The 21,615-nt window shown below is 70.3% G+C and carries 20 protein-coding genes; 8 read left to right on the top strand and 12 right to left on the bottom strand.

All coding sequences use genetic code 11. The features are described 5' to 3' along the window. The first annotated feature begins 83 nt into the window (after positions 1-83). Positions 84-989: a PHP domain-containing protein gene (locus BLQ76_RS04490; RefSeq protein ID WP_090669329.1), complete on the top strand. Its 906-nt coding sequence runs from the start codon at positions 84-86 to the stop codon at positions 987-989. Positions 990-1,059: 70 nt separating this feature from the next. On the opposite strand, the gene BLQ76_RS04485 is transcribed toward BLQ76_RS04490, so the two are convergent. The 4 genes from BLQ76_RS04485 to fni form a co-directional block, all read right to left on the bottom strand. Continuing rightward, positions 1,060-2,136: a TerC family protein gene (locus tag BLQ76_RS04485; RefSeq protein ID WP_210285912.1), complete on the bottom strand. Its 1,077-nt coding sequence runs from the start codon at positions 2,134-2,136 to the stop codon at positions 1,060-1,062. A 302-nt stretch (positions 2,137-2,438) separates the two neighbouring features. After that, positions 2,439-3,128 (bottom strand): ribulose-phosphate 3-epimerase, encoded by a 690-nt coding sequence (rpe, locus tag BLQ76_RS04480; protein ID WP_090669326.1) that lies wholly within the window; start codon positions 3,126-3,128, stop codon positions 2,439-2,441. A 3-nt stretch (positions 3,129-3,131) separates the two neighbouring features. Then, entirely contained in the window at positions 3,132-4,166 is a 1,035-nt protein-coding gene (locus tag BLQ76_RS04475) for a class 1 fructose-bisphosphatase (protein ID WP_090669323.1), read from the bottom strand. Between the two features lie 70 nt (positions 4,167-4,236). Further along, a complete protein-coding gene (gene fni, locus BLQ76_RS04470; RefSeq protein WP_090669320.1) occupies positions 4,237-5,271 on the bottom strand; it encodes a type 2 isopentenyl-diphosphate Delta-isomerase in 1,035 nt (344 codons plus the stop codon). 197 nt (positions 5,272-5,468) lie between these two features. Between fni and BLQ76_RS04465 the strand changes: the two genes are divergently transcribed. Further along, a complete protein-coding gene (locus tag BLQ76_RS04465) occupies positions 5,469-6,395 on the top strand; it encodes a polyprenyl synthetase family protein (protein WP_090669317.1) in 927 nt (308 codons plus the stop codon). 51 nt (positions 6,396-6,446) lie between these two features. Here BLQ76_RS04465 and BLQ76_RS04460 read toward each other — a convergent pair whose 3' ends face one another. The 4 genes from BLQ76_RS04460 to BLQ76_RS04445 are packed head-to-tail and all read right to left on the bottom strand — an operon-like array spanning position 6,447 to position 11,294. Continuing rightward, complete coding sequence (locus tag BLQ76_RS04460) at positions 6,447-7,391, bottom strand: phytoene/squalene synthase family protein (protein WP_090669314.1); 945 nt, start codon at positions 7,389-7,391, stop codon at positions 6,447-6,449. Further along, on the bottom strand, positions 7,388-8,878 hold the full coding sequence (locus BLQ76_RS04455) for a phytoene desaturase (protein ID WP_090669312.1): 1,491 nt from the start codon (positions 8,876-8,878) through the stop codon (positions 7,388-7,390). Before BLQ76_RS04455 ends, BLQ76_RS04460 begins: the two co-directional genes overlap by 4 nt. After that, entirely contained in the window at positions 8,875-10,056 is a 1,182-nt protein-coding gene (gene crtY, locus BLQ76_RS04450) for a lycopene beta-cyclase CrtY (protein ID WP_090669310.1), read from the bottom strand. The genes BLQ76_RS04455 and crtY overlap by 4 nt, the downstream gene beginning before the upstream one ends. Next, positions 10,053-11,294 (bottom strand): glycosyltransferase, encoded by a 1,242-nt coding sequence (locus tag BLQ76_RS04445; protein ID WP_090669309.1) that lies wholly within the window; start codon positions 11,292-11,294, stop codon positions 10,053-10,055. Before BLQ76_RS04445 ends, crtY begins: the two co-directional genes overlap by 4 nt. A gap of 216 nt (positions 11,295-11,510) precedes the next feature. Between BLQ76_RS04445 and BLQ76_RS21955 the strand changes: the two genes are divergently transcribed. Further along, on the top strand, positions 11,511-12,095 hold the full coding sequence (locus BLQ76_RS21955; protein WP_170842461.1) for a DUF2585 family protein: 585 nt from the start codon (positions 11,511-11,513) through the stop codon (positions 12,093-12,095). 12 nt (positions 12,096-12,107) lie between these two features. Here BLQ76_RS21955 and BLQ76_RS04435 read toward each other — a convergent pair whose 3' ends face one another. Beyond that, positions 12,108-13,622 (bottom strand): helicase HerA domain-containing protein, encoded by a 1,515-nt coding sequence (locus BLQ76_RS04435; protein ID WP_090669307.1) that lies wholly within the window; start codon positions 13,620-13,622, stop codon positions 12,108-12,110. A gap of 404 nt (positions 13,623-14,026) precedes the next feature. After that, entirely contained in the window at positions 14,027-14,713 is a 687-nt protein-coding gene (locus tag BLQ76_RS04430; RefSeq protein WP_090669305.1) for a D-lyxose/D-mannose family sugar isomerase, read from the bottom strand. Between the two features lie 155 nt (positions 14,714-14,868). Between BLQ76_RS04430 and BLQ76_RS04425 the strand changes: the two genes are divergently transcribed. The 4 genes from BLQ76_RS04425 (at position 14,869) to BLQ76_RS04410 (ending at position 18,120) form a co-directional block, all read left to right on the top strand. Next, positions 14,869-16,302, top strand: a complete 1,434-nt coding sequence (locus tag BLQ76_RS04425) for a cytochrome ubiquinol oxidase subunit I (protein WP_090669303.1) — start codon at positions 14,869-14,871, stop codon at positions 16,300-16,302. A gap of 12 nt (positions 16,303-16,314) precedes the next feature. Further along, positions 16,315-17,328 carry a cytochrome d ubiquinol oxidase subunit II gene (cydB, locus tag BLQ76_RS04420; protein ID WP_090669301.1) on the top strand — a complete coding sequence of 338 codons (1,014 nt, stop codon included), beginning with the start codon at positions 16,315-16,317 and terminating at the stop codon, positions 17,326-17,328. Between the two features lie 5 nt (positions 17,329-17,333). Next, entirely contained in the window at positions 17,334-17,441 is a 108-nt protein-coding gene (locus BLQ76_RS04415; RefSeq protein WP_139183925.1) for a DUF2474 family protein, read from the top strand. A gap of 67 nt (positions 17,442-17,508) precedes the next feature. Beyond that, positions 17,509-18,120 (top strand): LysE family translocator, encoded by a 612-nt coding sequence (locus tag BLQ76_RS04410; protein WP_090669297.1) that lies wholly within the window; start codon positions 17,509-17,511, stop codon positions 18,118-18,120. A gap of 3 nt (positions 18,121-18,123) precedes the next feature. Here BLQ76_RS04410 and BLQ76_RS04405 read toward each other — a convergent pair whose 3' ends face one another. Continuing rightward, the gene (locus tag BLQ76_RS04405; RefSeq protein ID WP_090669295.1) at positions 18,124-19,602 is read right to left on the bottom strand and encodes a UdgX family uracil-DNA binding protein; all 1,479 of its coding nucleotides are present in this window, start codon (positions 19,600-19,602) and stop codon (positions 18,124-18,126) included. 2 nt (positions 19,603-19,604) lie between these two features. Continuing rightward, positions 19,605-20,834 carry a putative DNA modification/repair radical SAM protein gene (locus BLQ76_RS04400; protein ID WP_090669664.1) on the bottom strand — a complete coding sequence of 410 codons (1,230 nt, stop codon included), beginning with the start codon at positions 20,832-20,834 and terminating at the stop codon, positions 19,605-19,607. Positions 20,835-21,070: 236 nt separating this feature from the next. Between BLQ76_RS04400 and BLQ76_RS04395 the strand changes: the two genes are divergently transcribed. Then, positions 21,071-21,496, top strand: coding sequence for a BA14K family protein (locus BLQ76_RS04395; RefSeq protein WP_090669292.1), 426 nt, complete (start codon positions 21,071-21,073; stop codon positions 21,494-21,496). Positions 21,497-21,615 lie beyond the last annotated feature (119 nt).

Genomic DNA, 21,615 nt, shown 5'->3' with positions numbered 1-21,615 from the left:
TTTGCCGGAGACGGGCAAGCAAAAAAGCGCAACATGGGACTGGTAGAGGCCGCTTCGCACACCAAACGGACTTTCGGAGACCCATGCAGCTCGCCCCCTTCGCCGCGCCCGGCCGCTTCCTGCGCGGCAACCTGCACACCCACTCGACCCTTTCCGACGGCGCCGAATCGCCGGAGCGGGTCGCCGCGATCTACCGGGAGGCGGGCTACGACTTCCTGTGCCTGTCGGACCACTTCCTCGAGCGCTACGGCTTTCCAGTGGCCGACACGCGGGCGCTGCGCGCCGACGGCTTCACGACGATCTTCGGCGCCGAGCTCCATGCGCCGGAGAACTCGCAGGGCGAACTCTGGCATATCCTCGTCTGCGGCCTGCCGCTGGACTTCGCGCCGCCGTCGCCCGGCGAGGACGGCGTGGCGCTCGCCCGGCGCGCCCGCGAGGCTGGTGCCTTTGTCGCGATCGCGCATCCGCAATGGTCCTCGCTGACCATCGAGGACGGCCGCGCGCTCGGCGGCGTCGCGCACGCGGTAGAGATCTTCAACACCGGCTGCGCGCTGGAGACGGCACGCCCCGACGGCACCTACCTCCTCGACGCGCTCGCCAACGAGGGCGCGCTCCTCCACGCCATCGCCTGCGACGACGCGCACCTGCGCGTGCCCGACGCCGGCCAGGGCTGGGTCATGGTGAAGGCGGACGCGAACGCGCCGGAGCCGATCCTCGACGCGCTGAAGAGCGGGCGATTCTACGCCAGCTGCGGCCCGGAGATCGTCGACGCGCGGATCGAGGGCGACGAGATCGTCGTGGAAACCTCGGCCGTGCGCAACATCGCGGTCGTCGGGCGGGGCTCGCGCGCGGCCAACCTGTTCGGCGAGGGGATCACGACGGCGCGCCTGCCGCTCGGTCGCTTCCGGGGCGACTGGTTCCGCGTGGTCGCCACCGACGAGCGCGGGCGCTCGGCCTGGACCGGGCCCGTGAGCCTGCCGGCGGCCTGATCCGCCGGAACGAAAAAAGGGGCGGAACCCCGAAGGTCCCGCCCCTGGCGTCGTTTCGCTCGCCCTGCCGTCAGTGGCGGGTCGTCGTGTCGCCGGCCGCCTTGCGGCTGTCGGAGCGGCTCTTCAGGAGGCTCGCCACCGTGGTCACCACGAGGATGCCGACGATCACCGAGAGCGAGAAGCTCGTCTCGATATGCGGCAGGCCCTCGATCGGCTGCCCGCCGTTCAGGAAGGGCAGCGTGTTGGCCTCCATCGCGTGGATGATCAGCTTCACGCCGATGAAGGCGAGGATCAGCGACAGGCCGATGCCGAGGTAGACCAGGCGGTCGAGCAGGCCGCCGAGCAGGAAGTAGAGCTGCAGGAGGCCGAGCAGCGCGAAGGCGTTGGCCGTGAAGACGATATACGGGGCATCGGTGAGGCCGTAGATCGCCGGGATCGAGTCCAGCGCGAACAGGAGGTCGGTCATGCCGAGCGCCAGGATCACGATGAACATCGGCGTGAAGTAGCGCTTGCCGTTCTCGATCACGGTCAGCGCGTTGCCGCGGAAGTCGTCGACGGTGGGCAGGTGGCGCTGGAAGTACTTCACAATCGAGTTGGGCTCGTACTCCTCGTCGGTCGACTTGGCGCCGTGCTTCAGGCTCTCGGCCGCCAGCTTCCAGGCCGTCCACAAGAGGAAGACGCCGAAGAGGTAGAAGACCCAGGAGAAGCGCTCGATGGCGGCGGCGCCCAGCGCGATGAAGATGCCGCGCATGATCAGCGCGATCACGATGCCGATCAGGAGCGCCTTCTGCTGGTAGGCACGCGGCACGCTGAAGCTCTTCATGATGATCACGAAGACGAAGAGGTTGTCGACCGAGAGCGACTTCTCGGTGATGAAACCGGCGAAGTACTCGACGCCGTGCTCGGCGTCCCACCAGTAGTACACGCCCGCGCCGAAGATCAGCGCCAGCGCGACGTAGAAGGTCGACCAGAGCGCCGACTCCTTGAAGGTCGGCTCGTGCGGCTTGCGCACGTGGGTCAGGAAGTCGAACACGAAAAGGGCCGCGATCGCGGCGATCGTGGCCAGCCAGACGGAGGTGGGCACCACGTCCGGCGAGATCCCCGTGATCGCCGTCTGTGCCGCCGCTTCGGAAACCGGTTGTTCCAAACTCACATCCTCCTTGGGGGACGGTATCGATCCTCGTCCCACAGCCCTCTGATCCGGCCGAACCGGCCGCGCATGCGCCGGTGCCCCACCGGACGCGCAAGCGCCGCGGGAGCCCTCGGGCCGCGCGGCGCGCCGCTTAGATGTGGTTTGGTTCGTCCGGCGCAACATCGCGACCGACGTTTTCCATCGTCCCGCGCTGGAAAAACATCAGAAGCGAGCCTTACGACCCCACTTATTCTCCCGAAAACCCGCGATCGGGCGGCACACGACTTGCTGTCGTGCGCCAAAGTCTCACGAAATCGTCAGGAAGACTTGACCGCGCGTTCCGCACCCCATGCATCGCGCAGGAGGCCGATGGTGCGCGCGTAGCCGGCCTCGCCACCGCCCTGGAACACCGCGGAGCCCGCCACGAAGCTGTCGGCGCCCGCGTCCGCTAGGGTTCCGATCGTCGCGGGCGAGACCCCGCCGTCGACCTGAAGGCGGATCGGCCGCTCGCCGATCAGGGCCCGCACGCGGCGCACCTTCTCGATCGTCGCCGGCACGAGGCTCTGGCCGCCGAAGCCCGGATTGACGGTCATCACCAGCACGAGGTCGAGCCGGTCGAGAACGTAGGCCAGCGCCTCCTCGCTGGTTGCCGGGTTGAGCGCCACGCCCGCCTTCGCGCCGCGCTCGCGGATGAGCTGGAGCGTGCGGTCGAGGTGGGTGCAGGCCTCGGCATGGACCGTGACGCCGTCGCAGCCCGCCGCCACGAAGTCGGCGACGTAGCGCTCGGGCTCCACGATCATGAGATGGGCGTCGAAGACCTTGGCCGACGAGGGGCGCAGCGCCTTCACCACCGGCGGACCGAAGGTGATGTTGGGCACGAAGCGCCCGTCCATCACGTCGAGATGGATCCAGTCGGCCCCGGCCCTGTCGACCGCCGCGACCTCCTCGCCAAGGCGCGAGAAGTCCGCCGACAGGATCGAGGGGGCGATGACGGGTTGGCTCGCCACGGCTCAGAACCCGCCGACCGGCCGGTGGCCGAAGAGGGACGAGGTCTCCGTGCGGCTCGCCGGATCGGCCATGGCCCGGCCGAACTCCAGAACCTCCTCGCGCGAGCCGAAGACCACCGGCGTGCGCTGGTGGAGATGGGTCGGCACGATGTCGAGGATCGGCTGGAGGCCGTCGCTCGCCGCGCCCCCCGCCTGCTCGGCGCAGAAGCCCACGGGATTGGCCTCGTAGACGAGGCGGATGCGCCCCTCTGCGTAGCCCGGCCGCCGGTCGCCGGGATAGATGTAGAGGCCGCCGCGCAGGAAGATGCGGTAGGCGTCGGCCACCATGGAGGCGACCCAGCGCATGTTGAAGTCGCGCCCGCGCGCGCCCTCCTTCCCGTCCTCGCAGCCGGCCACGTAGGCGAGCACCGGCTCGTCCCAGTGGCGCCGGTTCGACGCGTTGATCGAGAACTCCTTGGCCTGTTCGGGAATGGCCATGCGCGCGGCGTGCGCGAACGTGTTCGTGTCCGGGCTCCAGCCGAAGACATGCGTGCCCTCGCCCACCGTCAGGACGAGAAGGAGGCGCGGCCCGTAGACGACGAAGCCCGCCGCGAGCTGGTCGCGGCCCGGCTGGCGGAACACCGTGGCGCTGTCGGCGCGGTGCTCGGGACGGACGGGTAGAACCGAGAAGATCGTGCCGATCGAGACGTTGGTCTCGATGTTGGAGGAGCCGTCGAGCGGATCGATCGCCAGCGCGAGGCTGCGATCGGCGTCGAACACGACCGCCTCGTCCTGCTCCTCGGAGCCGTAGAAGGCGACCGGCGCGCGCCGCGCCGCTTGTGAGAACAAACGGTCGGCCTCGCGGTCGAGGACCTTCTGCACGTCGCCGCCGCCGTTGGTGACCGCGGCCCCGCCCGATCCCTCGCGGTCGGCGGCGCCCGATGCGATCGCGCGGTGCAGCTCGATCGCCGCCTCGGCGAGCGATTCAACCAGCGTGGCGACATCGCGCCGGATCGGATCCGCGCCCGCATGGGCCTTCAGGTAGTCGCTCAGGGTCATGGCGCTCGGGCTCCCGTTTGTCGCATCCGGACAAACAGCGGGATCGCTCAAGCCGGCGGGGAACGCAAGGTCAACCCGGCAGGAGCGGGGCCTGACGGAGCGCGGCGAGGTCGGGCGAGCCGGTGCAGAAGCAGCTGATGCGCAGCTCCTGGGCGACCTGCGAGAAGTGACGCGCCGCCGCCTCGCCGGACAGTTCCGCGGCCGACAGGCTGGCGCCCGCCTGGCCGACGAGGTCGGCGCCGAGGCGCAGGGCTCGCGCCGCGTCGAGCCCATGGCGCACGCCGCCCGAGCCGATCACCACCGCCTCCGGACACTGGCGGCGCACGTCCGCGATGGCCTGCGCGGTCGGGATGCCCCAGTCCGCGAACAGCAGAGCGCTCGCCCGCCCCGCCGGGTCGCCGATGCGCTCGGCCTCGATCGCCGCCCAGCTCGTGCCCCCGGCGCCCGCGACGTCGACCGCGACGACACCGGCCTCCAGGAGCCGGCGCGCCAGCCGGCCCGAGATGCCCGCCCCGACCTCCTTGGCGACGATCGGAACGTCGAGCGCGGCCGCGAGCCGTTCGATCGCGGCCAGAACGCCGCGCCAGCGCCGGTCGCCGCCCGGCTGCACCGCCTCCTGCAGCGGATTGAGATGAACGATCAGCGCGTCGGCACCGATCATCTCGACCGCGCGCCGGGCCTCGTCGGCGCCCCAGCCGGCGACGAGCTGGCCGGCCCCGATGTTGCCGAGAAGCGGCACGCTGGGCGCCGCGTCGCGCAGGGTCCGGTCGAGCCCGCCCCCGCCGCGCCCCTCCACCGCGATGCGCTGCGAGCCGACGGCCAGCGCGATGCCGCAGCTCTCGGCCGCCTCGGCCAGATGTCGGTTGATTCGGGCCGCACGCGCCGTTCCCCCGGTCATGGAGCTGATCAGGAAGGGCGCGCGCAGCCGGTAACCCAAAAATGAAGCCGACAGGTCGATGGCGTCGAAGTCGATCTCCGGCAGCGCGCAATGCTCGAAGCGGATCGCGTCGAAGCCGCTCGATACGGGTGTCCCCGCCCCGCGCGAGGCGAGAACGAGGTCGAGATGCTGGTCCTTGCGGTCGCGGATATCGGCGGGCGGCTGCATGCGGCGGATGGGCTCTCCTGGGGCGGTTGGCCCTGTTTGAACCGCATCCTGCGCGTTGGAAACCTTCTATGTCGTTTCGTCGCATCGGATCGGGGAAGGAAACCGGCGGGACTTCCAGCGGCGGCGGAGCGTGCTAGAAATTACCACCGGACGCGCACGACCGGGACCCGGACGCCGTCCAAGGACATGATGCCAGAATGACGACAGCCCAGCCCGAACGCCTCGAACTCCGCCGCCGCGTGGACCTGCGTTTGGATGCCTTGATGCCCCCCGCCCTTCCCGGCCAAGCGAAGCTCGACCGGGCGATGCGCGAAAGCGTGCTGGCGCCCGGCAAGCGGCTGCGGCCGATCCTGACGCTGCTCGTCGCCGAGGAGCTGGGCGGGCTCTCGGAGCCTGCGCTGGACGCGGGCTGCGCGGTGGAGATGGTGCACGCCGCATCGCTGATTCTCGACGACCTGCCCTGCATGGACGACGCCGCGCTGCGGCGGGGCCAGCCGACGACGCACCGGGCGCACGGCGAGGATGTGGCCGTGCTCGCCGCGATCGCCGTGCTCTCGGCCGCCTACGGGACGCTCGCACGCCTCAAGGCGCTGTCGCCCGCCGCCAAGGGCGAGTGCGTGGCGATCCTGGCGGACGCGGTGGGCGCGCACGGGCTGGTGGCCGGTCAGTTCCTCGACCTTCACGGCGGCCGCTCCGCCCGGCCCATCAGCGACATCGCGGAAGGCAACGGGTTGAAGACGGGCGCCCTGTTCGCGGCCGCCGCCGAGATCGGCGCGGTGGTGGCGGGCGCGGATGCGGCGGTGCGGTCCGAGTTGCGCGCCTTTGCCGGCGAGATCGGCCTGGCCTTCCAGCTGCTCGACGATCTTCTGGACGGCGAGGCCCATGCCGGGCTCACCGGCAAGGACGTCGGCAAGGACGCGGGCAAGTCGACCATCGTCGCCCTGATCGGCCCGGCGCAGGTGGAGCGGCGCATCGACCGCCATATCGACGCCGCGCACGAGCGGCTGACCGCCGCCTTCGGCAAGCGCTCGCGGCTTCACGCGCTGGTGGACGACATCTTCGGCCGTCAGGCGCGCCTCGCCATCGGGCTGCCGCCCGCCGCCGAGCCGGCAGCGCTCGGCTAGGCATCCCGGCGCAAGGCCGAGGCGGCCTGCCGCTGGCGCGACGCCGACGATCTAGATCGCGGGCCGCCGCCAGAGCGCGGGGTCGCGCGGCTCCTCGCCATAGGCGCGAAAGCGCACCGCGCCCCAGCCGCCGCCGAGGATCGCCGCCGCTTTTTCGCCCGTGCCGGTCGAGACACGCTGCCCGTGCGCCGCCTCTCCGGCCGCCACCAGCTTCAGCCCGATGCGGCGGTAGACGCGCTCGGCCGTGCCGATCGCCCAGGCCGAGCGGCGCGGCAGGCGGTCGACGCCCTGCCGCGCCGAGGCGTAGTAGGGCTCGGCCGCCTCCACGAGACGCCGGCGCAGCCGCGCGACCGCAGCCGCATGGGCGGGCTGGGCGAGGTCGGCGGGCGCGATGCCCTCCTCGCGCAACCAGGCCAGCGGGACGTAGACGCGCCCCTCGCCCGCATCCTCCACCACGTCGCGCGCGATGTTGGTGAGCTGGAAGGCGAGACCGAGGTCGCAGGCGCGATCGAGCACGGCCTCGTCGGTGACGCCCATGACGCGCGCCATCAGGACGCCCACGACGCCGGCCACGTGCCAGCAGTAGCCGAGGAGCTCGTCCAGCGTCTCGTAGCGGCGCCCGCCCGCGTCGAGCTCGAACCCCTTGAGATGCTCATGGAATAGCGCGGGCGGCAGCGCGTGGCGCCGCGCGACCTCGGCCAGCGCCTGGAAGCTCGGGTCGAGGCCCGCCGTGTCGCCCGCCAGCGCCCGGTCCGTGTCGCGGCGCAAGCCCGCCACGCGCTCGGCAATGGCGACCTCCGGCCGCGCGCCCGTCAGGTGTCCCCCCTCCTGCCCGTCCGCCACGTCGTCGCAATGGCGGCACCAGGCGTAGAGGCGCACGACGTCGCCGCGCGTGGCGGCGTCGAACAAGCGCGCGGCGGCCGCAAAGCTCTTGGAGCCCTTGGCGATCGAGCGCTCGGCAAAGGCTCCGGTGTCGACGGCAGCCGCTCGGCTCAAGCCGCCTCGCCGAGGATCAGGCCCGCCGTGGCCTTGGCGGAGCCGACGACGCCCGGAACGCCCGCGCCGGGATGCGTACCCGCGCCCACGAAGAAGAGGTTGCGGATCTGCCGGTCCTGGTTGTGCGTGCGGAACCAGGCGGACTGCGTCAGCACCGGATCGAGCGAGAAGGCCGAGCCGTGGTGGCTGTTGAGCTCGCTCTGGAAGTCGTCGGGCGTGAAGATGCGGCTGGTGACGAGGTCGCGCTTGAGGTTCGGCATGTAGCGCTGCTCGAGGTAGTCGAAGATCCGGTCGCGATAGCGCGGGCCCTCGACGCTCCAGTCGAGCGGCGCGTTGCCGAGGTGCGGCACCGGCGACAGGACGTAGAAGGAGCCGGCGCCCTCGGGCGCGAGGCTCGGGTCGGTGGCGCAGGGGCTGTGAAGGTAGAGCGAGAAATCGCCCGCCAGGGTCTTGGCCTTGAAGATCTCGTCGATCAGCGCGCGGTAGCGCTGGCCGAACAGGACGGTGTGGTGCTGCAGCTGCGGCTGCGCCTTGGAGAGGCCGAAGTAGATCACGAAGAGCGACATGGAGAAGCGCTTGCGCTTCAACCGCTTGGCTTCCTCGGCGCCGCGCGACACGTGGCCGAGCAGCTTGTCGTAGGTATGGACGATGTCGGCGTTGGACACCACGAGATCGGCCACGAAGCGACGTCCGTCCTTCGCGACAACGGCCGACGCGCGGCCGTCCTCCATTTCGATCTGTCCTGCCTCGGCGTTGAGCTCGATCCGCCCGCCGATGTCCTCGAAGAGCTTCACCATGCCGCGCACCAGCGCGCCCGTGCCGCCCTTGGGAAACCACACGCCCCATTCGCGCTCCAGCGCATGGATCAGCGCATAGATCGAGGAGGTCGCGAACGGGTTGCCGCCCACCAGGAGCGAGTGGAACGAGAAGGCCTGACGAAGCTGCTCGTCCTCGATGAACTCGGCGACCTTGGCATAGACCGAGCGCCACGCCTGGAGCTTGGCGAGCTGGGGCCCGGCGCGCATCATGTCGCGGAAGTGGAGGAAGGGCACGGTGCCGAGCTTGAGGTAGCCCTCCTCGAACACGGCGCGCGAGTAGGCCAAAAAGCGCCGGTATCCCTCGACGTCCTTGGGGTTCTTCAGCGCGATCTGGCGGTCGAGCTCGGCCTGGTCGTTGGCGTAGTCGAAGACGTAGCCGTCCTCCCAGCACAGGCGGTAGAAGGGCGAGACCGGCAGGAGGGTGACGTAGTCCTCCATGCGCCGGCCGGCGGCCGCCCAGAGCTCGACGAGCGCGCTGGGGTCGGTGATCACGGTCGGCCCGGCATCGAAGACGAAGCCCTGATCCTCGTAGACATAGGCCCGGCCGCCGGGCTTGTCGCGCTTCTCCAGAAGGGTCGTCGCGATGCCCGCGGCCTGGAGACGGATCGCGAGGCTGAGGCCTCCGAACCCCGATCCGATCACGACGGCGCTGCGGGCGGTCTGCTTCATGCGGGTTCCTTCGAGGGGGTCGAGACGGGAATGCGGCCGCGCTGTCCGAGGACGCGCAGCGCGCTGCGCACCGAGACCGGGGGGCGCCCGGCAAAGATGCGGATCTTGTCGCCGAAATCCAGCCGTGCGGCATAGAAGCGCGCGACCAGCGGGTCGGGCAGCCGGTAGAAGTGCTCCAGCACCCGGTAGCGCTCCTCGGACGGCCCCGCCAGGAACAGGAGGCGGTTGAGGGTTCGAAAGAAGGCGCGATCGTCCCAGATGTTGCGCGCATGCGCGGCGAGAAGCCGCGACAGGGCGGGCGAGGACAGGTCCGGCGCGCCGGCCACCAGATCGGCCACATGGACGGCATCCGGCAGCGAGTAGCCGGTGGTCGGGTGGAACAGGGCCCGCGCGAGCCCGACGGTCGGCACGCCCTTTGCCTCCTCGACCAGCGCGTCGATGTCGCCCCCCAGTGCGATCGGCAGGATGCCGTGCTCCTCGCGCAGGAGCCGCCCCTCGCCCCAGCCGGCGGCCTCGCCATAGGCTCGCAGCGCCCCGCGCAGGCGCTCGGTCTCCAGCGCCTCGCCGTCGGCGTAGTAGGTGTCCTCCACCAGGAGGCGCGTCGGCGAGAACGGCAGGACGTAGACGAAGCGGTAGCCGTCGCTCTGGGGCACGGTCGCGTCCATCACGACGGGACGCGTGACGCCGTGCGGGCGCTCGAACTCCCACTCCTGGCCGAGGAACTTCTGGAAGCCGAGATCGAGATGGGGCGAGCGGCGCTGGCCGCGCCCGTCGATCACGGCCTTAGCGCGCAGGACGGTCTGGTCGGCCAGCGTGACGCTGGTCTCGCTCAACGCCACGACCGGCATGCCGAGGCGAAGGCGCGACCCCATGGCGCGGCCGAGAACGTCGCGGAAGCGCTCCGACGTCGCGGAGTTGTAGCCCGTGGACACGGTCCGGCGGCGGCGCGGGAAGCGCACGTCGTAGTCCGGCCAGCGATGCTCGACGAAGGGGTCGAGCCAGCCGTGCTCGGCGGCCGACAGGTCGCCGTCGTGGAAGCTCCAGGTGTGGTTGCCGCCGAGTTGCTCCGCACCTTCCAGAAGCAGCACCCGCAGGTCCGGCCGGCGCTGGGCCAGGCGATAGGCGATCAGTCCGTTGGCCAGGCCCCCGCCCGCCAGGATCAGGTCGTACTCGCTCATGCCCGCAACTCCTCCAACCGGCGCGCCGGCGTGCCCACGAGCTGTTCCGCGATCGCAGCCGCCCGGCGCGAACCGCCCCCGGACCGGATGTCGGCACCGATGCGGCGGGCCGCAAGGGCAAAGGCGGGATCGGCCAGGAGGCGGGCCAGCGCGGTCTCCACGCGCCAGGTTGTCAGGCGCCGGGGCGCCAGGGCAAGGCCCGCCCCGCGATAGCTCAGCCGCGCGGCCACGCCCGGCTGGTCGAAGGCGAAGGGAATGGCCAGGCATGGCACGCCCATCTCCAGCGCATCCATCACCGTGTTGAGGCCGGCATGGGTGACGCACACGTCGGCCTCGCGCAGCATGGCGCGCTGGGGCAGGAAGTCCGCGACGAGTTCGGCGTCGATCGTCGCGGCCTCGGCGGCCGTCAGGAGCCCGCAATGGGCGATCGCGAGCCGCAGCCCGAGGCGTCGGCAGGCCTCGGCGATGCGTCGGAAGAGCCCGAGCCGGTGTCCTTGGAGCGTGCCGAACGAGGCGAACACGAGGGGCCGCTCCTCCGTGCGCCGGAGCGGCGCGATCCATTCCGGCTCGGCGCCCCGAAACGGTCCCACCGCGAAGATGCGGTTGCCGGTCCGGGGGAAGTCGAAGCTGTCGACGGTCTGGCTGAGGGTTCCGTGCGGCGACAGGCCACGCTCCGGCGGGGCGCCGGGCAGCGCGAAGGTTTCGGACCAGCGGCGAACCACGCGGCGCTGCGGGCCGAGCACGAGATCGGCGACGCGGGCGCCGCCCCGGTTGCGCTTCAGCCCCCGCGGCGAGGGATCGAAGGGCCAGCCGAGATAGGGCGGCGGAATCGCGGGATCGGGATCGGTCGGCAGGGCGGAGGCCACCGACAGGTACGGCAACGCCCGATGGCGCGCCAGCAGCGCGCCGGCCGGCTCGGTCTGGTCGGCCAGGATCGCCTCGACCCCGAGATCGCCCAGGAGCCCGGGCGCGTGGCGGCACAGCGCATCGGTGCGGCGCGCCGCCTCCTGAACCGTGGCGAACACGCCCTGCCGCCCGGCCAGCGCGTGGCGCCGCGCCTCGCCCGCCTCGCCCGCGATCTCGATGGCGGGGACGCGGGCCGAGCGCGACAGCGCCGCGCCGCCGTGGTTCAGGACCAGCACCGCCTCGTGGCCGCGCGCCACCAGCGCCTCGCCCAGCGCCTCGAAGGCGCGCACGTGGCTCCAGAACGGAGGGCAGACGAGGGCGAAGCGGGTCATGCGGATCGGACACTGGCGACGGGGCCGCCGGTCCGGGGACAAGGGGCGGGAGAATCGAAGAACAAGGGCGGGCCGGCGGTCGGCCGCTCCCGTTCGTTTTGGCACAACCGCGGCAAAAGGGAAGCCGTGCGACGCAGCCGCGCCTTTTCCACAAGGATCGCACGGATTGCGACATCAAGGCCGGCAACCGTCGCGCGTAACGCGCGTTGGAGGGGCATGACCGATCTCGCCCCTGTTCTGCCGCGTTTCCGACACAGGGGTTTCCTCCTGCGGCGACCGCTCGTGCTGGCGGCGATCGCGCTCCTGTCGCTCCTCACCATGCTCGCCTGGCTGCGGTTCATGGGGCGGCCGTGGGTGTGCGAATGCGGCACGATCGCGATCTGGGACGGCGATCCGCATTCGCCGGGCGCCTCGCAGCAGTTCGCGGACTGGTATTCCTTTCTGCACGTCGCGCTGGGCATGGGCCTCTACGCCGCCCTGTCGCGCCTGCGGCCCCACTGGCCCCTGTCCTGGACCCTCCTGCTCGCCATCGGCTCGTCCGCGATCTGGGAGATGGTGGAGAACACGAGCTTCGTCGTGGCGATGTTCGACGGCGCGGCGGGCGCGCCCTCCTATTCCGGCGACAGTGTGCTCAACGCCTTCGGCGACACGGTGTTCGTGACGCTCGGCTTCGTGTTCGCCCGCGCGGTGCCGCGCTGGGTGTCGCTCCTGGCGCTGGCGGCGATCGAAGCCTCGATCGCCTTCGCCATCCAAGACGGCTTCATTCTCGGAACGCTGCGCGTCTTCGGCGTCTCGGTGTGATGCCCGGGGGCCTCAGGCCCGCCGCATGCGCGGCGTGAGGCCTGGCGTCGGCTTGCTCGCGCCCGGCCCCGTGCGCCAGTTGGGGCCCGCCACCGTGACGACGCGGTTGCCGCGAAAGTCGGTCTCGCTCGCCACGAAGCCGCGCTCGGCCATGTAGGTCAGGAGGAAGCGGCCGCGCGAGGGCGAATGGCTGCCGTAGGCGCGCGCAAGCGTCGCGTCGTCGGGACAGGGCTCGCCGTCCTTGGCCGCCTGGGCGATCAGCAGGAAGACGCCCTGCATGTCCTCGGGCAGTTCCTCGGAGCGTGCGACGACCTCGGCCCAGCTCTCGTCCGCACCGCCCTCGCCGATGCCGGCGCGCGCCAGCGCCAGACGACGGCGGAACGCGGCCATGTCGAGCGTCGAGCGGCCGAGGCGCCGGAGCCGGCAATGAACCAGGAAGTCCTGGTACAGCATGGGCGCGGGCCGGAACGCGGCGTCGGGCGCGCTCATCAGTTCGGCGATAATCTCCTCGACCTGCCGCTCGTGCTCGCCCGCGTCGATCGGATCCTCTTCCGGCTCGGCCTCGGCCATGGCCGAGCGCGGTCCCGCGACCCGCTCCAGAAGCTCGCGGGTCGAGACCACCGGCTCGCGCGGCGTGCGCGGCGGCGGCGGGGGGAGCGCGGCGGGCTCGTCGGCGCCGGCGGTGAAGATCAGGTCGGCCATGGCCTCGGGGCTGGCCTCGGGCAGCGCCATCAGGACGGGCCGTCCGGAGCGGCCCGCCGTCTCGACGGGGCCGATGCGCACGGGCAGCGGGCGGCGCGACAGCGCGGGACCGAGCGCCACGAAGTGTCCGGGCTGGAGGTCGCGGAACCGCTCGGCCTGACGCCGGTCCATGCCGAGGAGGTCGGCCGCGCGCGCCATGTCGATGTCGAGAAAGGTGCGGCCCATCAGGAAGTTCGAGGCCTCCGCCGCGACGTTCTTGGCGAGCTTGGCCAGGCGCTGGGTCGCGATCATGCCCGCCAGCCCGCGCTTGCGGCCGCGGCACATCAGGTTGGTCATGGCGCCGAGCGAGATGCGGCGCGCCTCGTCGGCCACCTCGCCCGCCATGGAGGGGGCGAAGATCTGCGCCTCGTCGACGGCGATCAGCATCGGGAACCAATGGTGCCGGTCGGCGTCGAACAGGCCGTTCAGAAAGGCCGCGGCGCACGACATCTGCACCTCGGCGTCGAGCCCCTCGAGGTTGAGGACGACGGAGGCGCGGTGCTGGCGGATGCGCGCCGCGATGCGGCCGAGCTCGGCCGGGGTGCGGTCGGCGTCGACCACCACGTGCCCGAACCGCTCCGAGAAGGACACGAAGTCGCCCTCGGGATCGATGATCGCCTGCTGCACGAAGCCGGCGCTCTGCTCCAGGATGCGGCGGAAGAGATGCGACTTGCCCGAGCCGGAATTGCCCTGGACGAGCAGACGCGTGGACAGGAGTTCCTCGAGATCCATCTCCGCCGGCTCGCCGGTGGCGGTGGTCCCGAGATCGACGGCGACCTTGGTCAATTCACGATCACTCCGCGCGTGGGCGCAACGGGGCCGGACGGAGACGGCGACGCCTCGACAGCTCGGCCTTGTCTGGGTTGGGAGCAACCATAGCGCGGACGCCTGTGGAAAAGGAGTCCCGCCGGCCGGCCTGTCCACACCGGTGCGCCTGACGCCACGCGCACCACGCCCGCGCGGGTCCTGAACGGGATGTCCGGGCTCAGCTGTTTGGAAACGCCGCGTCCCTGCTGCGTCCCGCTGCGCCTCGAACGGGGCCGCACCGGCGTTCCCGCACCCCGGCGCCGCCGCCCGCCATCGGGATGCGACGGCCTATAGGCCGAAAAGGATCGCACGCGGCATGAAGGCGTGGCGGAGCGGACGGCGGGCCGGCGGGCCGTCCGCTCCCGAAGAGGCTGGCTGCCCGCTCAGAGCCACTTGTCGTAGTCGGAGACCAGAAGGTGGACGGGCTCCTCGTCCTCCTCGATCTCGGCGAAGCGACCGATGGCTTCCGCGAAGACGTTGTCGGTGAGGTCGTCGTTGACGGTCGACACCTCGCCGATCAGGACGTCGCCGCCCTCGCCCCAGAAGGCGTGCCAGTCGGTGCCCGGCATGAGCGTGACGCTCTCACCTGGCGACAGGCGCAGGATGTCGCCGCCCTGCATCTGCCGGCGCAGGCCGTCGGTCACGACGTTGACCGGCAGCGACTTGTCGATCGAGCCGTCGGGGGCGGCGGTGTAGAGCTTGAGCGCCAGCGTGCCGCCGCCCCGATTGATGATGTCCTCGGCCTTGAGGTCGTGCCGGTGCATCGGCGAGAGCTGATCCTTGCGCGAGATCATGATCTTCTCGGCATAGAGCATGCCGCGGCCCGCCTTCAGGTCGGCATTGTCGCCGTTGCGCGTGGTGAACAGGAAGAGGCCCATGTTGTCGAAGTCGCCGCGGCCGTAGTCGGTGATGTCCCAGCCGAGGCGGCGGTCCACCACCGCCGAAAGCTCGTCGCGGCGCCGCTTCATCTCGGCCGGCGACAGGTAGGCGAAGGGCGGCATGCGGTAGCCGAAGGAGCGGATGAACTCGTCTCCCTCGCGCAGGATCTCGTTGACGCGCGAACGCTTCATGGCAGCACTCCTCCCTTGACGGCCCGACCGCCGGGCGGGAGCGCTCCTAGCATGACCGTTGCGGTCACGCGACGATGGCTTGGGCAATTCGTCCGGTTCCCGCCCGACCGGAACACGCTAGAATCCGAGGCATCGGTCCCGAAAGGATGCCCGCCATGTTCGAAGGCTTCGATCCCGTTCTTCTGGCGCGCATCCAGTTCGCCTTCACGGTCTCGTTCCACTTCTTCTTTCCCGCCTTCACGATCGGCCTCGCCTCGTTCCTGGCGGTGCTGAACGGGCTGCACCTGGCGACCGGGCGGCAGGTCTACCGGACGCTGTTCCAGTACTGGGTCAAGATCTTCGCCGTGAGCTTCGCCATGGGCGTCGTGTCGGGCATCGTGATGAGCTACCAGTTCGGCACGAACTGGAGCGTCTTCTCGGACCGGACCGGGCCGATCCTTGGGCCCATGATGGCCTACGAGGTCTTGTCCGCCTTCTTCCTGGAAGCGGGATTCCTGGGCGTCATGCTGTTCGGGCTGAACCGGGTCGGCAAGGGCCTGCACATGTTCGCGACGCTGATGGTGGCGATCGGGACGCTCGGGTCCGCCTTCTGGATCCTGTCGGTGAACTCCTGGATGCACACGCCGGCGGGCTACGGGGTCGCCGCCAACGGCCAGTTCGTGCCCGAGGACTGGTGGGCGATCGTCTTCAACCCGTCGTTTCCCTATCGCCTCGCGCACACGGTTCTCGCGGCCTACCTGACCACGGCCTTCGTGGTGGGCGGGGTGGGCGCGCTCCACCTCCTGCGCGACCGGCACAACGCCGCGGCGCGCACCATGTTCTCCATGGCGCTGTGGATGGCGACCGTGGTCGCGCCCGCCCAGATCTTCATGGGCGACGCGCATGGGCTCAACACGCTCGAACACCAGCCCATGAAGATCGCCGCCATGGAGGGGCACTTCGAGACCAACCGCGACGGTGGCATGCCGCTGACCCTGTTCGGGATCCCGGACATGGAGGCCGGCCGGATGCGGAACGCGATCAGCATTCCCCAGGTCGGCTCGCTGATCCTCACCCACTCGCTCGACGGCGAGGTGCGCGGCCTCGACCAGTTCCCACGCGAGGACTGGCCGAACGTCTGGATCGTCTTCTTCACCTTCCGCATCATGGTCGGCATCGGCTTCGCCATGCTCGGCATCGGCCTGTGGTCGCTCGTTCGGCGCTTCCGGGGCTCGATCTACGAGGACCGCTGGTTGCAGCGCGCGGCGGTCGCGATGGCGCCGAGCGGCTTTGCCGCGGTTCTCGCGGGCTGGATGACCACCGAGGTCGGACGCCAGCCCTACACGGTCTACGGTCTCCTGCGCACGGCCGAGAGTCACTCGCCGGTCGCGGCGTCGGCGGTCGGCACCTCGCTTCTCGCCTTCATCGTCGTGTACTTCGTCGTGTTCGGCGCCGGCATCTACTATATCCTGCGCACCATGGGGAAAGCGCCCAGCGTCTTCGAGACGGGCCCGGACCCGCGCGAGCCGATCCGCACCGCCGGCATCACGCCGGGGCCGGCGATGGACGTCGCGGACGGGGCGGTCGCCGGCGCGCGCACCGGCGCCTGAGGGGAGGACACGATGGACCTTCCCCTGCTCTGGGCCTTCATCCTCGCCTTCGCGGTCCTCGCCTATGTCGTGCTCGACGGGTTCGACCTGGGCATCGGGATCCTGTTCCCGTTCCTGCGGCGGCACGAGAACCGCGACACGGCGATGAACACGGTCGCCCCCTTCTGGGACGGCAACGAGACCTGGCTGATCCTGGGCGGCGGCGGCCTCTTCGCGGTCTTCCCGCTCGCCTATGCGGTGCTCATGCCGGCGATCTACGCGCCGATCATCGCCATGCTGCTCGCGCTGATCTTCCGCGGCGTCGCGTTCGAGTTCCGCTGGCGCACGGTGCGCTGGCGCGGCGTCTGGGACCTCTCGTTCTTTGCCGGCTCCGTCGTTGCGGCCTTCGCGCAAGGGGTCGCGCTCGGCACGATCGTGCAGGGCATCGAGGTCTCGGGACGCGCCTATGGCGGGGGCTGGTTCGACTGGGCGACGCCGTTCTCGATGCTGACGGGCGCGGCGGTGGTGGTCGGCTACGCGCTGCTCGGCGCCACCTGGATCATCATGAAGACCGAAGGGCCGCTGAACCGACTGGCGGCGCGCTATGCGGGCTTTCTCGCCATCGCGACGATCGCGGCGATCGCGGTGGTCTCGGCCTGGATGCCCTTCCTCCAGCCGACCTTCTACTCGCGCTGGTTCTCGTTTCCGCAGATCCTGGTTGTCGCGCCGATCCCGCTTCTCGTCGCGTTCGCGGCCTGGAGCCTGTTCACGGCGCTGCGCGACCACGTCTCGAACTACCGGCCGTTCCTGGCCTCGCTCGCGATCTTCATCCTCAGCTTCATCGGCATCGGCATCTCGTTCTATCCGAACATCCTGCCCCCGGAGATGACGATCTGGCAGGCCGCCGCGCCCGACTCCAGCCTGATCTTCCTGCTGGTGGGCGCCTCGGTGCTGATCCCGCTGATCCTCGCCTACACGACCTATTCCTACTGGGTGTTCCGGGGGAAGGTGATCGAGGGCGAGGGCTACCACACGCATGACCATTGACCGTGATGCCACCCGCGCTGCGCAGGCTCCTGTGGTTCGCCGCGATCTGGTTCGCCAGCATCGCGGCGCTCAGCGTCGTCGCCTACGCCATCCGCTGGGCGATCATGCCTTGAGCCCCCTCTGGTGCTCGCGATCGCCTCGTGTCACGCTCGAGGCGATCCTTGCGGCCAGGACACGCGGATGGGCTGGGACTTCCTGATCACGAGCCTCGTCATCGTCGCCTCGCCCGGCACGGGCGTCGTGGTCACGCTCGCCGCCGCGCTGTCGCGCGGCTTCCGGGCCTCCGCGGTCGCCGCCCTCGGTTGCACGCTCGGCATCGTGCCGCACATGCTGGCCGCGATCACGGGCCTCGCCGCCGTTCTTCACGCGAGCGCGCTCGCCTTCGAGGTGATCCGCTATGCCGGCGTCGCCTATCTCCTCTTCATGGCCTGGATGACGTTGCGCGAGAACGGACCGCTTCGCGTCGAGCCGGACGCCGCCCCGCGCAGCGACGGGCAGGTGGTCCTCTCCGCGATCCTCGTGAACCTTCTCAACCCCAAGCTCTCGATCTTCTTCTTCGCCTTCCTACCCCAGTTCGTCGCTCCCGAGACGGCGGGCGCGCTCGCGCGGATGACGGAGCTCAGCCTCGTCTTCATGGCGATGACCTTGGCGGTCTTCCTGCTCTACGGCGCGTTTGCCGCCGCCGTGCGCGACCGGATCGTGTCGCGCCCCGCCGTCATGGCCTGGATGCGCCGGAGCTTCGCGGCGGCCTTCGCGCTGCTCGGCCTGCGGCTCGCCCTGGCGGAGCGCTGAGGCTCAACCCACCGCGATCTCGGGCACGAACGCCTTCACGCGGCCCATGTCCTCCTCGAACAGGGCCTGCTCGCGCGCCTGCGCCTCGGGGTCGGGCAGGCGCAGGATATAGGCGGGGTGGACGGTGACGAGGAGCTTGGTGTCGCCGCCGGGCAGGTCGATCAGGCGCGAGCGCGTGTCGCGGATCGTGACCGTCTTGCCGATCACGGCGGCAGCGGCCGTCGCCCCCAGCGCCACGATGAGCTTGGGGCGGATCAGTTCGCGCTCCTGTTCCAGCCACCAGCGGCAGACCTTCACCTCGCTGACGGCCGGCGTCTTGTGGATGCGCCGCTTGCCGCGCGGCTCGAACTTGAAGTGCTTCACCGCATTGGTGACATAGGCCTGCGCGCGGTCGATGCCGGCGGCCTCCAGCGCGCCGTTGAAGACCTTGCCGGCGGGGCCGACAAAGGGGTGGCCCGCCAGATCCTCCTGGTCGCCCGGCTGCTCGCCGACGAAGATCACGGGCGCGTCGGGTGGCCCCTCGCCGAACACGGTCTGGGTCGCGGGCTCCCAAAGCGGGCAGGCCTTGCAGTGGCGCGCCTGCTCGCGCGCCTCCTCGATCGTGTCGGGGGCCTTGTTGAAGCCGTTGAAGGCGGGGACGGCGGTGGCGGCTCGTGCCATCTGGTTGCGCTCCGATTGTTTCTCGGCACGCAAACTCGGCAGGGTCGGCGCGGTTTCGATCATGCGGCGCTGGGCCGCCTCGGCGCCGCGCACGAGCGGCTCGATCAGGGCGGCCTCGGGCAGGTTGTGCCAGTACTTCTTCGGCATCTCGGCCTGCATCGCCTTCACCTTGAGGCGTGCCGGATTGAAGATCGACGAGTAGTAGGTGAGCCAAAGCGCCTCGGTGTCGTCATCGGCGGGCTTCTGCGAGGCGTCGGCGCCCGGCGCGAACACCATGTCCGCCCCGTCCCAGTGCACCGAGCGCTTGGGCGTCAGGATGCTCCAGATCATGCCGGGAAAGCGCCGGAGAAAGAACGGCGCGGTCAGCTCCACCACATGGTGGAAGGGCTCGAACCAGGCGATATAGTGGCGCTGGCCTCCATTCGTCTCGACCTCGCGGAAGCGCACGAAGGCCTTCATCTTGTGGCTGTCGCGGCGCACCGCCTTTTCGAACTCGGCGGCGCGCGCCGTGTCCGGATCGGACGCGATCTCGAGCAGCCCCTTCTCGCGCTGCAGGCGCCACAGGAGGCGGTAGGCGAGGCGGAAGCGCTCGGGGTCCGCGTGGCAGACGACCTTGCGCGCCAGATCCGGAAAGGCCCTCGGCACGGTCATCGCGGGCGCGCCCTCGGGCATCGCGCCCAGTGCCTCGGCAAACAGCGGCCCGGCCTCGTCGCCCACCGCGAAGTCCATCTCGTCGGGCGTGATGCCGAGGGCCACCGCGCGCCGCGCGGCCTCGCGCCAGCCCTCAAAGTCCGCCGGGTGGTCGAGGCGCGCGAGCTTCATCGCTAGAACAGGCTCAACTGCTGGGCGGGAGGCTTCTTGACCAGCGTCTCGCGCCCGTCGAGCCGGGCCGGCGTCCAGTCGATCGCCTCGACGAAGGGCCGCACCTTCTCGATCGAGCCGCACAGGCGCTTCACGTCGTCGAGTCGAAGCGAGCGATGGCGGCGCGTCGACAGGATGCGGTCCACCGACTTCGTGCCGAGGCCCGGCACCCGCAGGAGCATCTCGCGGTCCGCGCGGTTGACGTCCACCGGGAAGCGGCCGCGGTTCTTCAGCGCCCAGGCGAGCTTGGGGTCGATAGCGAGGTCGAGCATGCCGCCCTCCCCGCCCGACACGATCTCGTCGCGCTCGAAGCCGTAGAAGCGCATCAGCCAGTCGGCCTGGTAGAGCCGGTGCTCGCGCATCAGCGGCGGCTTGGCGAGCGGCAGCGCGGAAGAACTGTCGGGGATCGGCGAAAAGGCGGAGTAGTAGACGCGGCGGAGGCGATAGTTGCCGTAGAGGTTCTCGGAGCGGCCGAGGATGTCGTCGTCGCTGGCCGCGTCCGCCCCCACGATCATCTGCGTCGACTGCCCGCCCGGCGCGAACTTGGGCGGCTTGGCGCGGTCGCGCGCTTCGCCCTTGTGCTCGTCGATCTTGAGCCGAAGGTGCCCCATGGAGCGCTTGATGTCGCGAGGGTTCTTCTCGGGTGCGAGCGTCTCGAGCCCGATGTCGGTCGGCAGCTCGATGTTGATCGACAGGCGATCCGCAAACAGCCCCGCCTCCTCGATGAGCTTTGCGCTCGCGTCGGGAATGGTCTTGAGATGGATGTAGCCCGCGAAGTTCTCCTCCATGCGCAGCTTGCGCGCGATGCGCACCATCTCCTCCATCGTGTAGTCCGAGGAGCGGATGATGCCGGACGAGAGGAACAGGCCCTCGATGTAGTTCCGCTTGTAGAACTCCATCGTCAGCTTCACGACCTCCTCCACCGTGAAGCGCGCGCGCTGCACGTTCGAGGACGAGCGGTTCACGCAGTAGACGCAGTCGTAGACGCAGAAGTTCGTCATCAAGATCTTGAGAAGCGAGATGCATCGGCCGTCCGGCGCATAGGCGTGGCAGATGCCCGAGCCTTCCGTCGATCCGATGCCGCCGGTCTTGGTGGAGTCGCGCTTGGCGGTCCCGCTGGAGGCGCAGGACGCGTCGTATTTCGCGGCGTCCGACAGGATGGCGAGCTTGGTCTTGAGCGTCATCTGGGCCATGACGCCTATATAGTGTTCCGCCTTCGTTCCCGCCATGCGGAACCCGCTTTTATCCCCGACCATGCGCGGGATACGGCGCCCTGCCGTTCAGGTCCGGTTCACGATCGTAAGTCCACCTTCGCTTCGACCCCGTGATCCGGCGGGAACCGTTGCCGGACTGCCGTCTTTCAGACGCGTGGGACGTTTTGACGGGCCGCGCGCAAGGCGCCGGCCCCTACCTTGAGGATGTTGAGTTGATGCGTCGTTCGATCTCGTCGTTCCTGGCTGCTGCGCTTCTGGCGACCAGCGGCCTCACCGTTGCCGCCGCTCCGGCCGAGGCCCAGAGCTACCGCCAGCAGCAGCGCTTCGTGGAGCGCTTCTGCGCCCGCAACCCCGGTGCCCGCGACTGCCGCGAGTTCCGCCGCGACGCCCGCCGGTGGGACAATCGCCGCTACCAGCGCTGGTATCGCGACAACTACCGTCAGGACCGTCGTGACGCGACCACGGCCGCGATCTTCGGCCTGGCCGCCGGCGCGGCGCTGGGTGCGGCCGCCGCCAGCAGCGGTGGCGGCTACAGCTCCAGCCAGGCGCAGCGCTGCGCCGCGCGTTACCGCACCTACGACCCGCGCACCAACACCTATGTCGCCAACAGCGCGGGCGAGCGCCGCGTCTGCCGCCTGTAAACGCGTCCGGCGGGCCGCATCGCGCGATGCGGCCCGCCATCCCCTTGAAACCAGAGCGTTCAGCGCGCGTTCAGGTGCCGGACAATAAACGTCGAGGCACGACCCCACGGACCCCGCTT

This window comes from Aureimonas jatrophae, from assembly GCF_900104035.1.
GTDB lineage: Bacteria > Pseudomonadota > Alphaproteobacteria > Rhizobiales > Rhizobiaceae > Aureimonas > Aureimonas jatrophae.
This window is presented reverse-complemented; position numbering and strand designations above follow the sequence as displayed.

What these genes read in the sequence shown, in the direction of transcription:
- BLQ76_RS04490 (WP_090669329.1), top strand. Translation starts at nt 84, where the DNA reads ATGCAGCTCGCCCCCTTCGCCGCGCCCGGCCGCTTCCTGCGCGGCAAC.
- BLQ76_RS04475 (WP_090669323.1), bottom strand. Translation starts at nt 4,166, where the DNA reads ATGACCCTGAGCGACTACCTGAAGGCCCATGCGGGCGCGGATCCGATC.
- fni (WP_090669320.1), bottom strand. Translation starts at nt 5,271, where the DNA reads ATGCAGCCGCCCGCCGATATCCGCGACCGCAAGGACCAGCATCTCGAC.
- BLQ76_RS04465 (WP_090669317.1), top strand. Translation starts at nt 5,469, where the DNA reads ATGACGACAGCCCAGCCCGAACGCCTCGAACTCCGCCGCCGCGTGGAC.
- BLQ76_RS04455 (WP_090669312.1), bottom strand. Translation starts at nt 8,878, where the DNA reads ATGAAGCAGACCGCCCGCAGCGCCGTCGTGATCGGATCGGGGTTCGGA.
- crtY (WP_090669310.1), bottom strand. Translation starts at nt 10,056, where the DNA reads ATGAGCGAGTACGACCTGATCCTGGCGGGCGGGGGCCTGGCCAACGGA.
- BLQ76_RS04445 (WP_090669309.1), bottom strand. Translation starts at nt 11,294, where the DNA reads ATGACCCGCTTCGCCCTCGTCTGCCCTCCGTTCTGGAGCCACGTGCGC.
- BLQ76_RS21955 (WP_170842461.1), top strand. Translation starts at nt 11,511, where the DNA reads ATGACCGATCTCGCCCCTGTTCTGCCGCGTTTCCGACACAGGGGTTTC.
- BLQ76_RS04430 (WP_090669305.1), bottom strand. Translation starts at nt 14,713, where the DNA reads ATGAAGCGTTCGCGCGTCAACGAGATCCTGCGCGAGGGAGACGAGTTC.
- BLQ76_RS04425 (WP_090669303.1), top strand. Translation starts at nt 14,869, where the DNA reads ATGTTCGAAGGCTTCGATCCCGTTCTTCTGGCGCGCATCCAGTTCGCC.
- cydB (WP_090669301.1), top strand. Translation starts at nt 16,315, where the DNA reads ATGGACCTTCCCCTGCTCTGGGCCTTCATCCTCGCCTTCGCGGTCCTC.
- BLQ76_RS04415 (WP_139183925.1), top strand. Translation starts at nt 17,334, where the DNA reads ATGCCACCCGCGCTGCGCAGGCTCCTGTGGTTCGCCGCGATCTGGTTC.
- BLQ76_RS04410 (WP_090669297.1), top strand. Translation starts at nt 17,509, where the DNA reads ATGGGCTGGGACTTCCTGATCACGAGCCTCGTCATCGTCGCCTCGCCC.
- BLQ76_RS04405 (WP_090669295.1), bottom strand. Translation starts at nt 19,602, where the DNA reads ATGAAGCTCGCGCGCCTCGACCACCCGGCGGACTTTGAGGGCTGGCGC.
- BLQ76_RS04400 (WP_090669664.1), bottom strand. Translation starts at nt 20,834, where the DNA reads ATGGCCCAGATGACGCTCAAGACCAAGCTCGCCATCCTGTCGGACGCC.
- BLQ76_RS04395 (WP_090669292.1), top strand. Translation starts at nt 21,071, where the DNA reads ATGCGTCGTTCGATCTCGTCGTTCCTGGCTGCTGCGCTTCTGGCGACC.